This is a genomic window from Vogesella indigofera, assembly GCF_003633895.1.
Classification (GTDB): Bacteria; Pseudomonadota; Gammaproteobacteria; order Burkholderiales; family Chromobacteriaceae; genus Vogesella; species Vogesella indigofera.
On the sequence record NZ_RBID01000014.1, the window covers coordinates 284,541 to 299,089 of the forward strand.

Here is a 14,549-nt window from a genome sequence, read left to right on the forward strand (position 1 = left end):
TCTTGATGGATCAGGGGTGGCCCCTGGCTCCTAACGGCGACGGCAGTTTTCGGGCCGCCGCTAACGTAAAAAACCACTTGGTTCATGCACATCCAAGGAAGCTATATGCAGAAGCAACGACCAAAGCACTTAGATCTGAGCAAGATCAGACTGCCCGTGCCGGGTATTGTCTCGATCCTGCACCGGATCAGCGGTGTGGCACTGTTTTTCTCCCTGCCACTCCTGATTTACCTTCTCAGCGGTTCGCTCAGTTCCGCCGACGCCTTTGACAGCTACCGTGCTGTTGTCGCCCACCCCCTGGTGAAATTGATCCTGATCGGCTTGCTGTGGGGCTTCCTGCACCACGCTGCCGCCGGTATCCGTTTCCTGCTGCTGGATATCCACAAGGGACTTGAGCTGCAAACTGCCCGCGCTACCGCGAAAATGGTTCTGGCCGTCAGCCTGAGCCTGACCGCCATCATCGGAGGCATCCTATGGTAAACCGTCAAGTTGTCGGTGCTCACTACGGCCTGAAAGACTGGATCGTCCAGCGCGCCACGGCCGTGATCATGCTGGTGTATACCGCCGCACTGATCCTGTTCCTGCTGGCGATGCCTTCCGGCTATGAAGGCTGGAAGCTGCTGTTCGGTCAGACCTGGGTAAAAGTGCTGACCCAGACCACCTTGATTGCGCTGTTCCTGCATGCATGGGTAGGCATTCGCGATCTCTGGATGGACTACATCAAACCGGTTGGCGTGCGTTTGACCATGCACACCCTGACTGCGGTTTGGCTGGTGTCCTGTTTTATTTATTCGCTTAAGGTTGTATGGGGGCTGTAATGACCATTCCCGTTCGTCGATTTGATGCAGTAATTGTTGGCGGCGGTGGCGCAGGTCTGCGTGCTGCCTTGCAACTGTCCGAGTCCGGCCTGAAAACTGCCGTACTGTCCAAAGTATTCCCGACCCGTTCGCACACCGTTGCCGCACAAGGTGGTATCTCCGCCTCGCTGGGCAACGTGCAGGAAGACCGCTGGGAATGGCACATGTTCGATACCGTGAAGGGTTCGGACTGGCTGGGTGACCAGGACGCCATCGAATTCATGTGCCGCAAGGCGCCTGAAGCCGTGATCGAGCTTGAGCACTTCGGTATGCCGTTCGACCGTCTGGAAAACGGCAAGATCTACCAGCGCCCGTTCGGCGGCCACACCCAGAATGAAGGCGAAGCGCCAGTGCAGCGTGCCTGTGCCGCGGCCGACCGTACCGGTCACGCCATGCTGCACACCCTGTACCAGCGTAACGTGCGCGCCAACACCCAGTTCTTCATCGAGTGGATGGCGCTGGACCTGATCCGTGACGAAGACGGTGACGTGGTTGGCGTGACCGCACTGGAAATGGAAACCGGCGAGGTTTACAACTTCCACGCCAAGGGCGTGCTGTTCGCCACCGGTGGTGCCGGCCGTATCTACGCCGCCTCCACCAACGCCTTCATCAACACCGGTGACGGCCTGGGCATGAGCGTGCGTGCCGGCATCCCGCTGGAAGACATGGAGTTCTGGCAGTTCCACCCGACCGGCGTGGCCGGTGCCGGCGTGCTGATTACCGAAGGCGTGCGCGGCGAGGGCGGTATTCTGCTCAACGCCAACGGCGAACGCTTCATGGAACGCTACGCGCCTAACCTGAAAGACCTAGCCCCGCGTGACTTCGTGGCCCGCTCGATGGAACAGGAAGTGCTGGAAGGTCGTGGTTGCGGTCCGAACAAGGATCACGTGTTGCTGAAACTGGACCACCTCGGTCCGGACATCATCAAGCAGCGTCTGCCTGGCATTCGCGAGATCGCCATCAAGTTTGCCGGTGTCGACCCGATCAAGGAACCGATCCCGGTGATCCCTACCTGCCACTACATGATGGGCGGTATTCCGACCAACTACCGTGGCGAAGTGGTGATCCCGAAAGGCGACAATCCGGAAGCCCGCGTCAACGGCTTCTACGCTGCCGGCGAATGTGCGTGCGCCTCGGTGCACGGTGCCAACCGTCTGGGTACCAACTCGCTGCTCGACCTGGTGGTGTTCGGCAAGTCGGCCGGTGACAGCATGGTCGAATTCATCAAGAACGAAATGCCGACCTGGAAGCCGTTGCCAGCCAACGCCGGCCAGATCTCGCTGGATCGTATCGCGCGTCTGGACAACCAGACCGGTGGCGAAGAGGTCGCCGACGTGCGCGCCGCAATGCAGCGTACGGTACAGGCGCGTGCCGCCGTGTTCCGCAACTCGGAAAACCTGGCGCTGGGCGTGAAGGAAATCCAGGAAGTGGCCGAGCGCGTGAAGCGCACCCAGATCAAGGACAAGTCCAAGGTGTTCAACACCGCCCGCGTGGAAGCGCTGGAACTGGAAAACCTGATCGAAGTGGCCGTGGCGACCCTGATCTCGGCCGATGCGCGCAAAGAGTCCCGTGGCGCCCACGCCCACGCCGACTTCCAGCAGCGCGACGACGAAGTCTGGATGAAGCACACCCTGTACTACGGTGAAGATCGTCGTCTGACCTACAAGCCGGTACACACCAAGCCGCTGTCGGTTGAGTACATCGCACCGAAAGTGCGTACCTTCTAAGCGCCGGCCGGAGACTTATATGAAAACAGCACGTTTTTCCATCTATCGCTACGATCCGGACAAGGACGCCAAGCCGTACATGCAGGATTACGAGGTCGAGCTGTCGCCGACCGACGTGAAACTGCTGGACGTGATCGTCAAGCTCAAGGCGATGGACGACACCCTGTCGTTCCGCCGCTCCTGCCGCGAGGGCATCTGCGGCTCCGACGCGATGAACATCAACGGCAAGAACGGTCTGGCTTGCGTGACCAACGTCGCCGACCTGAAACAGCCGATTGAGCTGCGTCCGCTGCCGGGCCTGCCGGTCATCCGCGACCTGATCGTGGACATGACCCAGTTCTTCAAGCAGTACCACTCGATCAAGCCGTACGTGATCAACGACACGCCACCGCCAGAGCGCGAGCGTCTGCAGTCGCCGGAAGACCGCGAAGAGCTGGACGGCCTGTACGAGTGCATCCTGTGCGCTTGCTGTTCCACGTCCTGCCCGTCGTTCTGGTGGAACCCGGACAAGTTCGTCGGCCCGGCCGGCCTGCTGGCGGCGTATCGCTTCATTGCCGATACCCGCGACCTGGCGACCAACGAGCGTCTGGACAACCTGGAAGACCCGTACCGTCTGTTCCGCTGCCACACCATCATGAACTGTGTTGACGTATGTCCTAAGGGTCTGAACCCGACCAAGGCCATCGGCAAGATCAAAGACCTGATGGTCAAGCGTGCGGTATGACCGATTTTGATCCGATCGAACTGAAACGGATCCGCTGGCGCTCGCGCCGTGGCCTGCTCGAACTCGACCTGGTGCTGGAGCGTTTCCTCGCCAACGGTTTCGAGCAGCTCACCACGGCCGAGCTGTTTGCGTATCAGAAATGCCTGGATCTGGGCGATAACGACTTTCTGGACTACGTGAACGGCAAGGCGGAAGTGGACGATCCCGAGCTGGCGCACATCATCGGGATCTTGCGGGCAGCCTGAGGCCCGCAGCAGCAAACAATTATTACAACGACCACAAATTAGACTGGGAGTATTGCTGTGGAAAACAATCGTAAAGTGACGCTCACCTACAACGACGGCAAAGACACGCTGGAAATGCCGGTGCTGAAGGGTACCCTGGGACCGGACGTCGTTGATATCCGCGCCTTCTCCAAGACCGGCATGTTCACCTTTGACCCGGGTTTCCTGGCTACCGCCAGCTGCGAATCCGCCATCACCTTTATCGACGGTGATATCGGTCAGCTGTACTACCGCGGTTACCCGATCGAACAACTGGCCGAAAAGAGCGACTACCTCGAAGTCTGCTACCTGCTGCTGAACGGCGAACTGCCGACCGCGGCGCAACGTGCCGAGTTCGAACGTGGCGTGATGCGCCACAACATGCTGCACGACCAGATCATCAGCTTCTACAAGGGTTTCCGCCGCGATGCGCACCCGATGGCCGTGATGGTGGGTGTGGTCGGCGCGCTGTCCGCGTTCTATCACGACTCGCTGGACATCAATAACTCCGAACATCGCCGCATCTCCGCACACCGCCTGATCGCCAAGCTGCCGAACATCGCGGCACAGGCGTATCGCTACAACAAGGGCCTGCCGTTCTCCTATCCGAAGAACGGTCTGACCTACGCCGAGAACTTCCTGCACATGATGTTCTCCACCCCGTGCGAAGAGTACAAGGTGAATGCGGTGACCGCGCGCGCGCTGGACCGCATCTTCACCCTGCACGCCGACCACGAGCAGAACGCGTCCACCTCCACCGTGCGTCTGGCCGGCTCCTCCGGTGCCAACCCGTTCGCATGTATCGCGGCCGGTATCGCCTGCCTGTGGGGCCCGTCGCACGGCGGCGCCAACGAGGCCGTATTGAAGATGCTGGACGAAATCGGTTCCGTGGACAACGTGGCCGAATTCATGCAGGGCGTGAAGGACAAGCGCTACAAACTGATGGGCTTCGGCCACCGCGTGTACAAGAACATGGACCCGCGCGCCGCCATCATGAAGAAGACCTGCGACGAAGTGCTGACCGAACTGGGCCTGCAGAACGATCCGAAGTTCAAGCTGGCGATGGAACTGGAAAAGATCGCACTGTCCGATCCGTACTTCATCGAGCGCAAGCTGTACCCGAACGTCGATTTCTACTCTGGCATCGTGCTGTCCGCGATCGGTATTCCGGTATCGATGTTCACGCCGATCTTCGCGCTGGCACGTACCGTGGGCTGGATCTCGCACTGGACCGAAATGATCGCCGATCCGGCGATGAAGATCGGCCGTCCGCGCCAGCTGTACACCGGTGCTCCGCGTCGTGACTTCATCGACGAAGGCAACCGCTAAGCAGTAGACAAGGTTGGCCGCAGGCTTGCGGCCAACCTTTTTCTGCCCGCTGGGGCAGGGCAGAGCGTTCTGTCAAAGGGAGCGGGGGTGTCAAGCGCCCACTCTCTTTGTCAAAACGGTTTTTGCAAAGCAGCAACGCAGACAAAAGGGTCGAATAATGATGCAATCCATGTACAGTCATTCCTACCTGTTTGGTGGGAATGCACCGTTCATCGAGGATCTCTACGAGCAGTACCTCGCTGATCCGACAGTCGTTTCGCAGGAATGGCGGGACTACTTCGACAAGCTTTCTACCGCGCCTGGTGCTGCCGACCGTGATGTCGCTCACCAGCCGATCCAGGAATCCTTCATCCAGCTGGCCAAGCGCCCGCCGGTAGCACAGCGCAGCAGCGCCGCCACCGACTGGGAGTCGATGCAGAAACAGGTGGCGGTGCTGAAGCTGATCTCGGCCTACCGCGTACTGGGTTCGCGCCAGGCCAACCTCGACCCGCTGAAGCGCATGGACCAGGCAACGCTGCGCGAGCTGGATCACGCCACCCACGGCCTGACCGATGCCGACATGGCGGTGCACTTCAATGTCGGCTCGCTGGTGGCGCCGCAAAAGCTGCCGCTGTCCGAGATCATTGCCCGTCTGAAGCAGACCTACTGCGGCAATATCGGCGTCGAGTACATGCACATCACCAACTCCGAAGAAAAGCACTGGGTACAGAAGCGCTTCGAGGGTGACCTGTCGACCCCGCACTACAACGCCGACAAGAAGAAGCGCATCTTCAAGCAGATCACCGCTGCCGAAACGCTGGAACGCTACCTGCACACCAAGTACGTCGGCCAGAAGCGTTTCTCGCTGGAAGGTGGCGAATCCGCCATCGCCGCGCTGGACCACCTGATCCAGAACGCCACCTCGGTGGGCGTGGAAGAGCTGATCATCGGCATGGCCCACCGTGGCCGCCTGAACGTGCTGGTCAACACCCTGGGTAAGCAGCCGCGCGACCTGTTCGCCGAGTTCGAAGGCAAGGCGGCGCAGGAGCTGGCTTCCGGCGACGTGAAGTACCACATGGGCTTCTCCTCCGACATCCCGACCGCCAACGGCCCGATGCACGTGTCGCTGGCGTTCAACCCGTCGCACCTCGAGATCGTCAACCCGGTGGTCGAGGGTTCGGTGCGCGCGCGTCAGGATCGCCGCAAGGACAGCGAGCGCAAGGCCGCGGTACCGGTGCTGATCCACGGTGACTCCGCCTTTGCCGGTCTCGGCGTCAACCAGGGGACCTTCAACCTGTCGCAGACGCGCGGTTACGGTACCGGTGGCACGCTGCACATCGTGATCAACAACCAGGTCGGCTTCACCACCTCCGATACCCGCGACATGCGTTCCACGCTGTACTGTACCGACGTGGCGAAGATGATCGAAGCACCGATTTTCCACGTCAACGGCGACGATCCGGAAGCGGTGTGCTACGTGATGCAGGCAGCACTGGACTTCCGCATGAAGTTCAACAAGGATGTGGTCATCGACCTCGTCTGCTACCGCAAACTGGGCCACAACGAGGGCGACGACCCGTTCCTGACCCAGCCGATGATGTACAAGAAGATCGCCAAGCACGGCGGCGTGCGCGCGATGTATGCCGAGCGTCTGGTGGGCGAAGGCGTGCTGACCGCCGCCGAGGCCGACAACTTCATCCAGGCCTACCGCGATGCGCTGGACAAGGGCGAACACGTCGAGCAGACCGTGCTGTCCAACTATCGCCGCGAACACGCGCTGGACTGGTCGCAGTACCAGGGCACCCACTGGGCACACCCGACCGACACCTCGCTGCCACACGCCGATATCCAGCGTCTGGCCGAGAAGTTCACCTCGGTGCCGGAAAACTACAAGCTGCACCCGACCGTGAAGCGCGTGCAGGATGCCCGTCGCGCGATGGCTGCCGGCGAGCAGGCGATCGACTGGGGCATGGCCGAAACACTGGCTTATGCCTCGCTGGTAACCAACGGTTACGGCGTGCGCATCTCCGGTGAAGACTCCGGCCGCGGTACCTTCTCGCACCGTCATGCCGTGGTGCACGACCAGAACCGCGAGCGCTGGGACCAAGGCACCTACGTGCCGCTGCGCAACATGTCGGACAACCAGGCCGATTTCCTGGTGATCGACTCGATCCTGAACGAAGAAGCGGTCCTCGCTTACGAGTACGGCTACGCCTGCTCGGCACCGGACCAGCTGGTGATCTGGGAAGCGCAGTTCGGCGACTTCGCCAACGGCGCCCAGGTCGCGATCGACCAGTTCATCTCCTCCGGCGAAACCAAGTGGGGCCGTCTGTGCGGCCTGACCACCATCCTGCCGCACGGCTACGATGGCCAGGGCCCGGAGCACTCCTCCGCGCGTCTGGAACGCTGGCTGCAGCTGTGCGCCGAGCACAACATGCAGATCGTGATGCCGTCCGAAGCCAGCCAGATGTTCCACGTGCTGCGCCGCCAGGTACTGCGTCCGTTCCGCAAGCCGCTGGTGATCTTCCTGTCCAAGCGCCTGCTGCGCTACAAGGATGCGATGAGCCCGCTGGAAGACTTCACTTCCCACAGCTTCCGTCCGGTGATCGGCGATGCCGGCATCAGCGATGCCAAGGCAGTGAAGCGCGTGATCCTGTGTTCCGGCCAGGTCTACTACGATCTGGTCAACGGCCGCAAGGAGCGCGAGCTGGACAGCGAAGTGGCGATCATCCGCGTCGAGCAGCTGTATCCGTTCCCGACCGAACAGCTGCAGGCCGAGCTGGCACGCTTCTCCCACGTGAAGGAAATCATGTGGGTTCAGGAAGAGCCACGCAACCAGGGTGCCTGGTACCAGATCCGCCACCGTCTGGAGGCGCTGCTGGGCGCCAAGCAGACCCTGCTGTTTGCCGGTCGTCCGTCGTCGGCATCGCCGGCCGTGGGTTACATGAGCAAGCACGTTGCGCAACTGAAGGGCTTCATCGAAGAAGCCATGTCGGTTAACAAATAACACCTGTAGAACAAAGGGCGGCTGCCAGCCGCCCCAAAACGGAGAAGAACATGGCCATTATCGAAGTGAAAGTGCCGCAGTTGCCGGAATCGGTTTCCGAAGCCACCCTGATGTCCTGGCACAAGCGTGTCGGTCAGGCGGTTGCCCGTGACGAAAACCTGATCGATCTGGAGACCGACAAGGTCGTGCTGGAACTGCCGGCACCGCTGGCCGGCGTGATCGTCGAAATCATCGAGCAGGATGGCGCGACCGTGGTTTCCGGTCAGCTGATCGCCCGCATCGACACCGCGGCTACCGCTGGCGATGCCGCCCCGGCCGCAGCAGCCGCTGCCCCGGCCCCGGTTGCCGCAGCACCGGTACAGGCTGCAGCGCCAGGCGGCGCGGCGATGCCGTCGGCTGCCAAGCTGGCTGCCGAAAGCGGCGTGGACCTGGCTGGCGTGGCCGGCTCCGGTCGTGACGGTCGCATCCTGAAAGAAGACGTGGCTGCTGCTGCCGCCAAGCCGGCACCTGCCGCTGCCAAGCCGGTAGCACCGCTGCCACCGGTTGCCGCCGATGCGTCCGGCCGTCCGGAGCAGCGCGTGGCGATGTCCCGCCTGCGCCAGCGCGTGGCCGAGCGCCTGCTGCAATCGCAGCAGACCAACGCGATTCTGACCACTTTCAACGAAGTGAACATGAAGCCGCTGATGGACCTGCGCGCCAAGTACAAGGACAAGTTCGAGAAAGAGCACGGCGTGAAGCTGGGCTTTATGGGCTTCTTCGTCAAGGCCGCTGTGGCCGCGCTGAAGAAATTCCCGATCGTGAACGCCTCGGTTGACGGCAACGACATCATCTACCACGGCTACTTCGACATCGGCGTCGCCGTTGGCAGCCCGCGTGGCCTGGTGGTGCCGGTGATCCGCAACGCCGACCAGCTGTCGCTGGCCGACATCGAGAAGCAGATCGCCGAATTCGGCAAGCGTGCGCAGGAAGGCAAGCTGACCGTGGAAGAGCTGACCGGCGGTACCTACACCATCTCCAACGGCGGTACTTTCGGCTCGATGATGTCGACCCCGATCATCAACCCGCCACAGTCCGCCATCCTCGGCATGCACGCCACCAAGGAGCGTGCGGTAGTGGAAAACGGCCAGGTAGTCGTGCGTCCGATGATGTACCTGGCGCAGTCCTACGACCACCGCATCATCGACGGCCGCGAAGCGGTGCTGTCGCTGGTGGCGATCAAGGATGCGATCGAAGATCCGGCCCGCCTGATCCTCGACCTGTAAGCCTGTCCGGGACGGTTGGTCCCGCTTTCCCGGTTGCGGCCAACCTTGAGGGGTTGGCCGCAATGAATACAAGGAACAATCATGAGTCAACAGTTTGACGTGGTGGTAATCGGCGGTGGCCCAGGCGGCTACGTCGCTGCCATCCGTGCTGCCCAGCTGGGTTTCAGCACCGCTTGCGTAGACGCCACCAAGAACCCGGAAGGCAAGCCTTCGCTGGGTGGCACCTGCCTGAACGTCGGTTGCATTCCGTCCAAGGCACTGCTGCAGTCGTCGGAAAACTTCCACGCGGTACAGCACGACTTCCAGAAGCACGGCATCAGCGTCGACGGCGCCCAGATGGATGTAGCCAAGATGCTGGCGCGCAAGAACGACATCATCACTAAGAACGCCGGTGGCATCGCCTTCCTGTTCAAGAAGAACAAGGTTGCCAACGTGCACGGTCTGGGTAGCCTCAAGGGCCGCCAGGGCGAGAAGTGGGTCATTGAAGTGACCGACAACGGTGCCGTGGTCGACACCCTGGAAGCCACCCACGTGATCGTCGCCACCGGCTCCAGCCCGCGTCAGCTGCCGGGTCTGCCGACCGACAACCAGCTGGTGCTGGACAACGAAGGCGCGCTGGCGCTGAGCGAAGTGCCGGCCCGCCTGGGCGTGATCGGTGCCGGCGTGATCGGTCTGGAAATGGGTTCGGTATGGAAGCGCCTCGGCGCCGACGTCACCATCCTCGAAGCGATGCCGACCTTCCTCGCCGCTGCCGACCAGCAGATCGCCAAGGAAGCGTTCAAGACGCTGACCAAGGATACCGGTCTCGACATCAAGCTGGGCGTGAAGATCGGCGAGATCGTCAAGGGCGACAAGGGCGTGACCGTCAACTACGAGCTGAACGGCGAAGCCGTGAAGGCCGAGTTCGACAAGCTGATCGTGTCCATCGGCCGCCTGCCGCACACTGCCGGTCTGGGCGCCGAAACCGTCGGCCTGCAGCTGGACGAGCGCGGTTTCGTGGTGGTCGATGACCACTGCCTGACCAACCTGCCGAACGTATGGGCGATTGGCGACGTGGTGCGTGGCCCGATGCTGGCGCACAAGGCGTCGGAAGAGGGCGTGGCCGTGGCCGAGCGTATCGCCGGCCAGAAGCCGCACGTCGATTTCGGCGTGATTCCGTGGGTGATCTACACCTCGCCGGAAATCGCCTGGGTCGGCAAGACCGAAGAGCAGCTCAAGGCCGAAGGCATCGAGTACAAGAAGGGCACTTCCGGCTTTGCGGCCAACGGTCGCGCGCTGGGTCTGGGTCAGGCACAGGGCACCGTCAAGCTCTTGGCCTGCGCCAAGACCGACCGCATCCTCGGCCTGCACATGATCGGCCCGATGGTGTCCGAGCTGGTCACCGAAGGCGTGGTGTCGATGGAGTTCAAGGCCGCCAGCGAAGACCTGGCGCGCATTGTCCACGCCCATCCGTCGCTGTCCGAAGTGGTGCACGAGGCGGCGCTGGCTGCCGACAAGCGCGCACTGCACGGCTAAGCACGCTACACGATTAAACAAGACCGCCCGCGCCGCGGGCGGTACAATCGCAGAATCACAGGCATAGCAAGGTTGGCCGCAAGGCCTGCCAACTATCCACCCGAAAGGAAACTCAATGAACCTGCACGAATACCAAGCGAAAGAGCTGCTGGCCAAATACGGCTTGCCGGTGCAAAAGGGCATTCTGGCGAACTCGCCAGAAGAAGCCGCTGCTGCTTACGACACTCTGGGCGGCAAATTTGCCGTTGTTAAGGCCCAGGTCCACGCCGGTGGCCGTGGCAAGGCCGGTGGCGTGAAAGTGGTGAAAAGCCGCGAAGAAGCCGCTGAAGTTGCCAAGAGCCTGATCGGTACCAATCTGGTGACCTACCAGACTGACGCCGCTGGCCAGCCAGTTCACAGCGTACTGGTATGCGAAGACATGTACCCGGTACAGCGCGAACTGTACCTGGGCGCCGTGGTTGACCGTGGCTCCCAGCGCGTGGTGTTCATGGTTTCCACCGAAGGCGGCGTGGAAATCGAAAAAGTAGCGGAAGAAACTCCGGAAAAAATCATCAAGGTGGAAGTGGATCCGCTGGTCGGCATGCAGCCGTTCCAGGCACGTGATTGCGCGTTCGCCCTGGGCCTGTCCGGCAAGCAGATCGGTGAATTCACCAAGCTGATGCTGGGCGCTTACGACGCGTTCGTGTCCAACGATTTCGCACTGTTCGAAGTAAACCCGCTGGCACTGCGTGAAAACGGCGAACTGGCTTGCGTCGACGGCAAGATCAACCTCGACTCCAACGCCCTGTACCGTCACCCTGAGCTGCTGGCCCAGCGCGACAAGTCGCAGGAAAACGAGCGCGAAGTGAAAGCTTCCGAGTTCGACCTGAACTACGTGGCACTGGAAGGCAACATCGGCTGCATGGTGAACGGCGCCGGTCTGGCGATGGCCACCATGGACATCATCAAGCTGAAAGGCGGCCAGCCGGCCAACTTCCTGGACGTGGGCGGCGGCGCGACCAAAGAGCGCGTGATCGAAGCGTTCAAGCTGATCCTGGCCGATACCTCGGTCAAGGGCGTGCTGATCAACATCTTCGGCGGTATCGTTCGTTGCGACATGATCGCCGAAGCGATTATCGCTGCTGTCAAAGAAGTGAACGTGACCGTTCCAGTCGTTGTGCGCCTGGAAGGCAACAACGCTGAACTGGGCGCCAAGATCCTGGACGACTCCGGCCTGAAGCTGGTATCCGCCCAGGGCCTGAACGACGCAGCCGAGAAGATCGTTGCTGCCGTTGCCGCGCTTTAATCACCTGCACCGCATAAGGATTTCAAAATGAGCGTATTGGTAAACAAAGATACGAAAGTGCTGGTGCAAGGCTTCACCGGCAAGAACGGTACTTTCCATGCCGAACAGGCGCTGAAAGTCGGCACCAAGGTTGTCGGTGGCGTGACCCCGGGCAAGGGCGGTTCCGAGCATCTGGGCCTGCCGGTGTTCAACACCATGAAGGACGCCGTACGCCAGACCCAGGCCGATGCCTCGGTAATCTACGTACCGGCAGCTTTCGCCAAGGATTCCATCCTGGAAGCCATCGATTCCGGCGTGAAGCTGATCGTGTGCATCACCGAAGGCGTGCCGACCCTGGACATGCTGTACGTGAAGAAAGCCGTCGACGAAGCCGGCATCCGCCTGATCGGCCCTAACTGCCCAGGTATCATCACCCCGGGTGAGTGCAAGATCGGCATCATGCCGTGGCACATCCACAACCCGGGCCGTATCGGTATCGTGTCCCGTTCCGGCACCCTGACCTACGAAGCCGTGGCACAAACCACCGCGCTGGGTCTGGGCCAGTCGACCTGCATCGGTATCGGCGGCGACCCGATCCCGGGCACCAGCCACATCGACGCGCTGAAACTGTTCCAGGACGATCCGGATACCGACGCTATCGTGATGATCGGTGAAATCGGCGGCTCCGCGGAAGAAGAAGCGGCCGAATTCGCCAAGCAGTACGTGACCAAGCCGGTTGTTGGTTACATCGCCGGTGTGACTGCCCCGAAAGGCAAGCGCATGGGCCACGCTGGCGCCATCATCTCCGGCGGCAAGGGTACTGCCGAAGAGAAGTTCAAGGCTTTCGAGCAGGCAGGCATCGCCTACACTCGCAGCCCGGCCGAAATCGGCAAGACCATGTTCGAACTGCTGAAAAGCAAGGGCATGATCTAAGTCGCAAGACTGCCTGATCCAAGCACAACGCCACCGTTCGCGGTGGCGTTTTTCATGGTGTGGAGGAAGTGGCGTGGCGGCGATGGTGCCGCGCGGGCGTGGTACGGCGGCAAGGTTGGCCGCATTGCTTGCGGCCAAGCTGGTGCTGCGGTGCGCTGCTCAGTGTCCCGGCAGCAGGATTTCGCGGGTCAGCGTGATCCAGGCGCGGGCGGCGTGCGACAGGTAGCTGTCCTTCTTCCAGATCAGGCCGATGTGCCACATGATGCGTTCCTCGTCGACCGGCACCACGTCGAAGCGGTGCGGCTCCAGGTGACTGGCGACCACTTCCGGCAGCAGCGCGATGCCGAGCCGCGCCTCCACCATCGCGGCGATGAAGTCCCAGTGCGCGCTGCGCCCGGCGATGTGCACGCTCTTGCCGAGCAGGCGGAAGGCGTCGGTGATGCGCGCGCTGAGCGAGAAGTCCTCCGGATAGAACACCAGCGGCCGGTCGGCGATGTCGAGCAGGGTGACGCTGTCCATGCCGTGCCACGGGCTGCCGGTGGGCGCGATTAGGCACAACCGGTCGCGTACCAGGCTCAGGCTTTCGAACACGGTGTTGTCCACCGGCAGCACCGCGGCGCCGATTTCCAGCAGGCCGTTGCGCACGCTGCTTTCGATGGCGCGGGCGCCGTCTTCCACCATCTTCAGCTCGACATTGGGATAGCGGTCGCGGAAGGCGCCAACCACCGGCGCGAAAAAGGCACCGCCGGTCATCGGCGGCAGGCCGACCACCAGCTCGCCGCGCGCCAGCTCCGCCAGTTCCGCCAGCTGGCTGTTGAGGCGCAGCTGTGCCGCCAGCACGTCCTGGCCGCGCTGGTAGACCACGCGGCCGGCGTCGGTGAGGTGGAAGCTCTTGCCTTCGCGGATCAGCAGCGGGCTGCCGATCTCGTCCTCCAGCTGTTTCACCATCTTGCTGATGGTGGGCTGGGTGACAAACAGCGCCTCGGCGGCGCGGGTAAAGTTCTGCTGGCGCACCAGCTCGGTAAAGTAACGCAGCGCCTTGATGTCCATCTTGACTATGCCTTAATGGAATTGATTTGATAATTTTAATTCATTTCCAGAATGAACGGCGGCTACCTATACTGCAATCACTCTCTGTGTTGTGTTGTGGCTCGTAACGACAACCGACCGCTGGCACCCAGGCTGCAGAACGGATTCTCCTCCCGACTCGCGCCGCCAGTGACAGGTTGTGATCGGTGGTAGCGATACCGCTGAAAGGCATCAGCCGAGTGCTGAATCAGAATTGACTGATGCCTCGTACATCCGGGGATTGTGTACGAGGTTTATTCCTTGGATTCCCCTTACGAGCATGTTAGGCCGGCTACTTAGCCGGCTATTTTTTTGCCCGCCGTTGGTTGATTCTGTATTGGAATGATTTTGATAATTTTAATTCATTTCCGGAATGTCTAGGGCCTGCTTATACTGCACTCACTCTCTGTGTTGTGTTGTGGCTCGTAACGACAACCGACCGCTGGCACCCAGGCTGCAGAACGGATTCTCCTCCCGACTCGCACCGCCAGTGACAGGTTGTGATCGGTGGTAGCGATACCGCTGAAAGGCATCAGCCGAGTGCTGAATCAGAATTGACTGATGCCTCGTACATCCGGGGATTGTGTACGAGGTTTATTCCTTGGATTCCCCTTACGAGCG

At 61.4% G+C, this 14,549-nt stretch carries 12 protein-coding genes; 11 read left to right on the top strand and 1 reads right to left on the bottom strand.

Features of this window, described 5'->3' with window-relative positions:
• Window positions 1–105 precede the first annotated feature (105 nt).
• The 11 genes from sdhC (at window position 106) to sucD (ending at window position 12,860) form a co-directional block, all read left to right on the top strand.
• The gene (gene sdhC / locus C8E02_RS09535; protein WP_047966892.1) at window positions 106–480 is read left to right on the top strand and encodes a succinate dehydrogenase, cytochrome b556 subunit; all 375 of its coding nucleotides are present in this window, start codon (window positions 106–108) and stop codon (window positions 478–480) included.
• Window positions 474–818: a succinate dehydrogenase, hydrophobic membrane anchor protein gene (gene sdhD, locus C8E02_RS09540; RefSeq protein ID WP_047966807.1), complete on the top strand. Its 345-nt coding sequence runs from the start codon at window positions 474–476 to the stop codon at window positions 816–818. Before sdhC ends, sdhD begins: the two co-directional genes overlap by 7 nt.
• Window positions 818–2,584 carry a succinate dehydrogenase flavoprotein subunit gene (gene sdhA, locus C8E02_RS09545; RefSeq protein ID WP_120810576.1) on the top strand — a complete coding sequence of 589 codons (1,767 nt, stop codon included), beginning with the start codon at window positions 818–820 and terminating at the stop codon, window positions 2,582–2,584. Before sdhD ends, sdhA begins: the two co-directional genes overlap by 1 nt.
• A gap of 19 nt (window positions 2,585–2,603) precedes the next feature.
• Window positions 2,604–3,308 (top strand): succinate dehydrogenase iron-sulfur subunit, encoded by a 705-nt coding sequence (locus tag C8E02_RS09550; RefSeq protein WP_047966805.1) that lies wholly within the window; start codon window positions 2,604–2,606, stop codon window positions 3,306–3,308.
• Window positions 3,305–3,553: an FAD assembly factor SdhE gene (locus tag C8E02_RS09555; RefSeq protein ID WP_047966804.1), complete on the top strand. Its 249-nt coding sequence runs from the start codon at window positions 3,305–3,307 to the stop codon at window positions 3,551–3,553. Before C8E02_RS09550 ends, C8E02_RS09555 begins: the two co-directional genes overlap by 4 nt.
• A gap of 57 nt (window positions 3,554–3,610) precedes the next feature.
• Entirely contained in the window at window positions 3,611–4,900 is a 1,290-nt protein-coding gene (gltA, locus tag C8E02_RS09560) for a citrate synthase (RefSeq protein ID WP_047966803.1), read from the top strand.
• 157 nt (window positions 4,901–5,057) lie between these two features.
• A complete protein-coding gene (locus C8E02_RS09565) occupies window positions 5,058–7,886 on the top strand; it encodes a 2-oxoglutarate dehydrogenase E1 component (RefSeq protein ID WP_120810577.1) in 2,829 nt (942 codons plus the stop codon).
• A 50-nt stretch (window positions 7,887–7,936) separates the two neighbouring features.
• On the top strand, window positions 7,937–9,148 hold the full coding sequence (odhB, locus tag C8E02_RS09570; protein WP_120810578.1) for a 2-oxoglutarate dehydrogenase complex dihydrolipoyllysine-residue succinyltransferase: 1,212 nt from the start codon (window positions 7,937–7,939) through the stop codon (window positions 9,146–9,148).
• Window positions 9,149–9,229: 81 nt separating this feature from the next.
• The gene (gene lpdA / locus C8E02_RS09575; protein WP_120810579.1) at window positions 9,230–10,663 is read left to right on the top strand and encodes a dihydrolipoyl dehydrogenase; all 1,434 of its coding nucleotides are present in this window, start codon (window positions 9,230–9,232) and stop codon (window positions 10,661–10,663) included.
• A 115-nt stretch (window positions 10,664–10,778) separates the two neighbouring features.
• Complete coding sequence (gene sucC, locus C8E02_RS09580; protein ID WP_047966799.1) at window positions 10,779–11,948, top strand: ADP-forming succinate--CoA ligase subunit beta; 1,170 nt, start codon at window positions 10,779–10,781, stop codon at window positions 11,946–11,948.
• Window positions 11,949–11,975: 27 nt separating this feature from the next.
• Window positions 11,976–12,860, top strand: a complete 885-nt coding sequence (gene sucD / locus C8E02_RS09585; protein ID WP_047966798.1) for a succinate--CoA ligase subunit alpha — start codon at window positions 11,976–11,978, stop codon at window positions 12,858–12,860.
• 159 nt (window positions 12,861–13,019) lie between these two features.
• On the opposite strand, the gene C8E02_RS09590 is transcribed toward sucD, so the two are convergent.
• Window positions 13,020–13,910, bottom strand: a complete 891-nt coding sequence (locus C8E02_RS09590) for a LysR family transcriptional regulator (protein ID WP_120810580.1) — start codon at window positions 13,908–13,910, stop codon at window positions 13,020–13,022.
• Window positions 13,911–14,549 lie beyond the last annotated feature (639 nt).

What these genes read in the sequence shown, in the direction of transcription:
- sdhD (WP_047966807.1), top strand. Translation starts at nt 474, where the DNA reads ATGGTAAACCGTCAAGTTGTCGGTGCTCACTACGGCCTGAAAGACTGG.
- C8E02_RS09565 (WP_120810577.1), top strand. Translation starts at nt 5,058, where the DNA reads ATGATGCAATCCATGTACAGTCATTCCTACCTGTTTGGTGGGAATGCA.
- C8E02_RS09555 (WP_047966804.1), top strand. Translation starts at nt 3,305, where the DNA reads ATGACCGATTTTGATCCGATCGAACTGAAACGGATCCGCTGGCGCTCG.
- C8E02_RS09590 (WP_120810580.1), bottom strand. Translation starts at nt 13,910, where the DNA reads ATGGACATCAAGGCGCTGCGTTACTTTACCGAGCTGGTGCGCCAGCAG.
- odhB (WP_120810578.1), top strand. Translation starts at nt 7,937, where the DNA reads ATGGCCATTATCGAAGTGAAAGTGCCGCAGTTGCCGGAATCGGTTTCC.
- sucC (WP_047966799.1), top strand. Translation starts at nt 10,779, where the DNA reads ATGAACCTGCACGAATACCAAGCGAAAGAGCTGCTGGCCAAATACGGC.
- sdhC (WP_047966892.1), top strand. Translation starts at nt 106, where the DNA reads ATGCAGAAGCAACGACCAAAGCACTTAGATCTGAGCAAGATCAGACTG.
- lpdA (WP_120810579.1), top strand. Translation starts at nt 9,230, where the DNA reads ATGAGTCAACAGTTTGACGTGGTGGTAATCGGCGGTGGCCCAGGCGGC.
- C8E02_RS09550 (WP_047966805.1), top strand. Translation starts at nt 2,604, where the DNA reads ATGAAAACAGCACGTTTTTCCATCTATCGCTACGATCCGGACAAGGAC.
- sucD (WP_047966798.1), top strand. Translation starts at nt 11,976, where the DNA reads ATGAGCGTATTGGTAAACAAAGATACGAAAGTGCTGGTGCAAGGCTTC.
- sdhA (WP_120810576.1), top strand. Translation starts at nt 818, where the DNA reads ATGACCATTCCCGTTCGTCGATTTGATGCAGTAATTGTTGGCGGCGGT.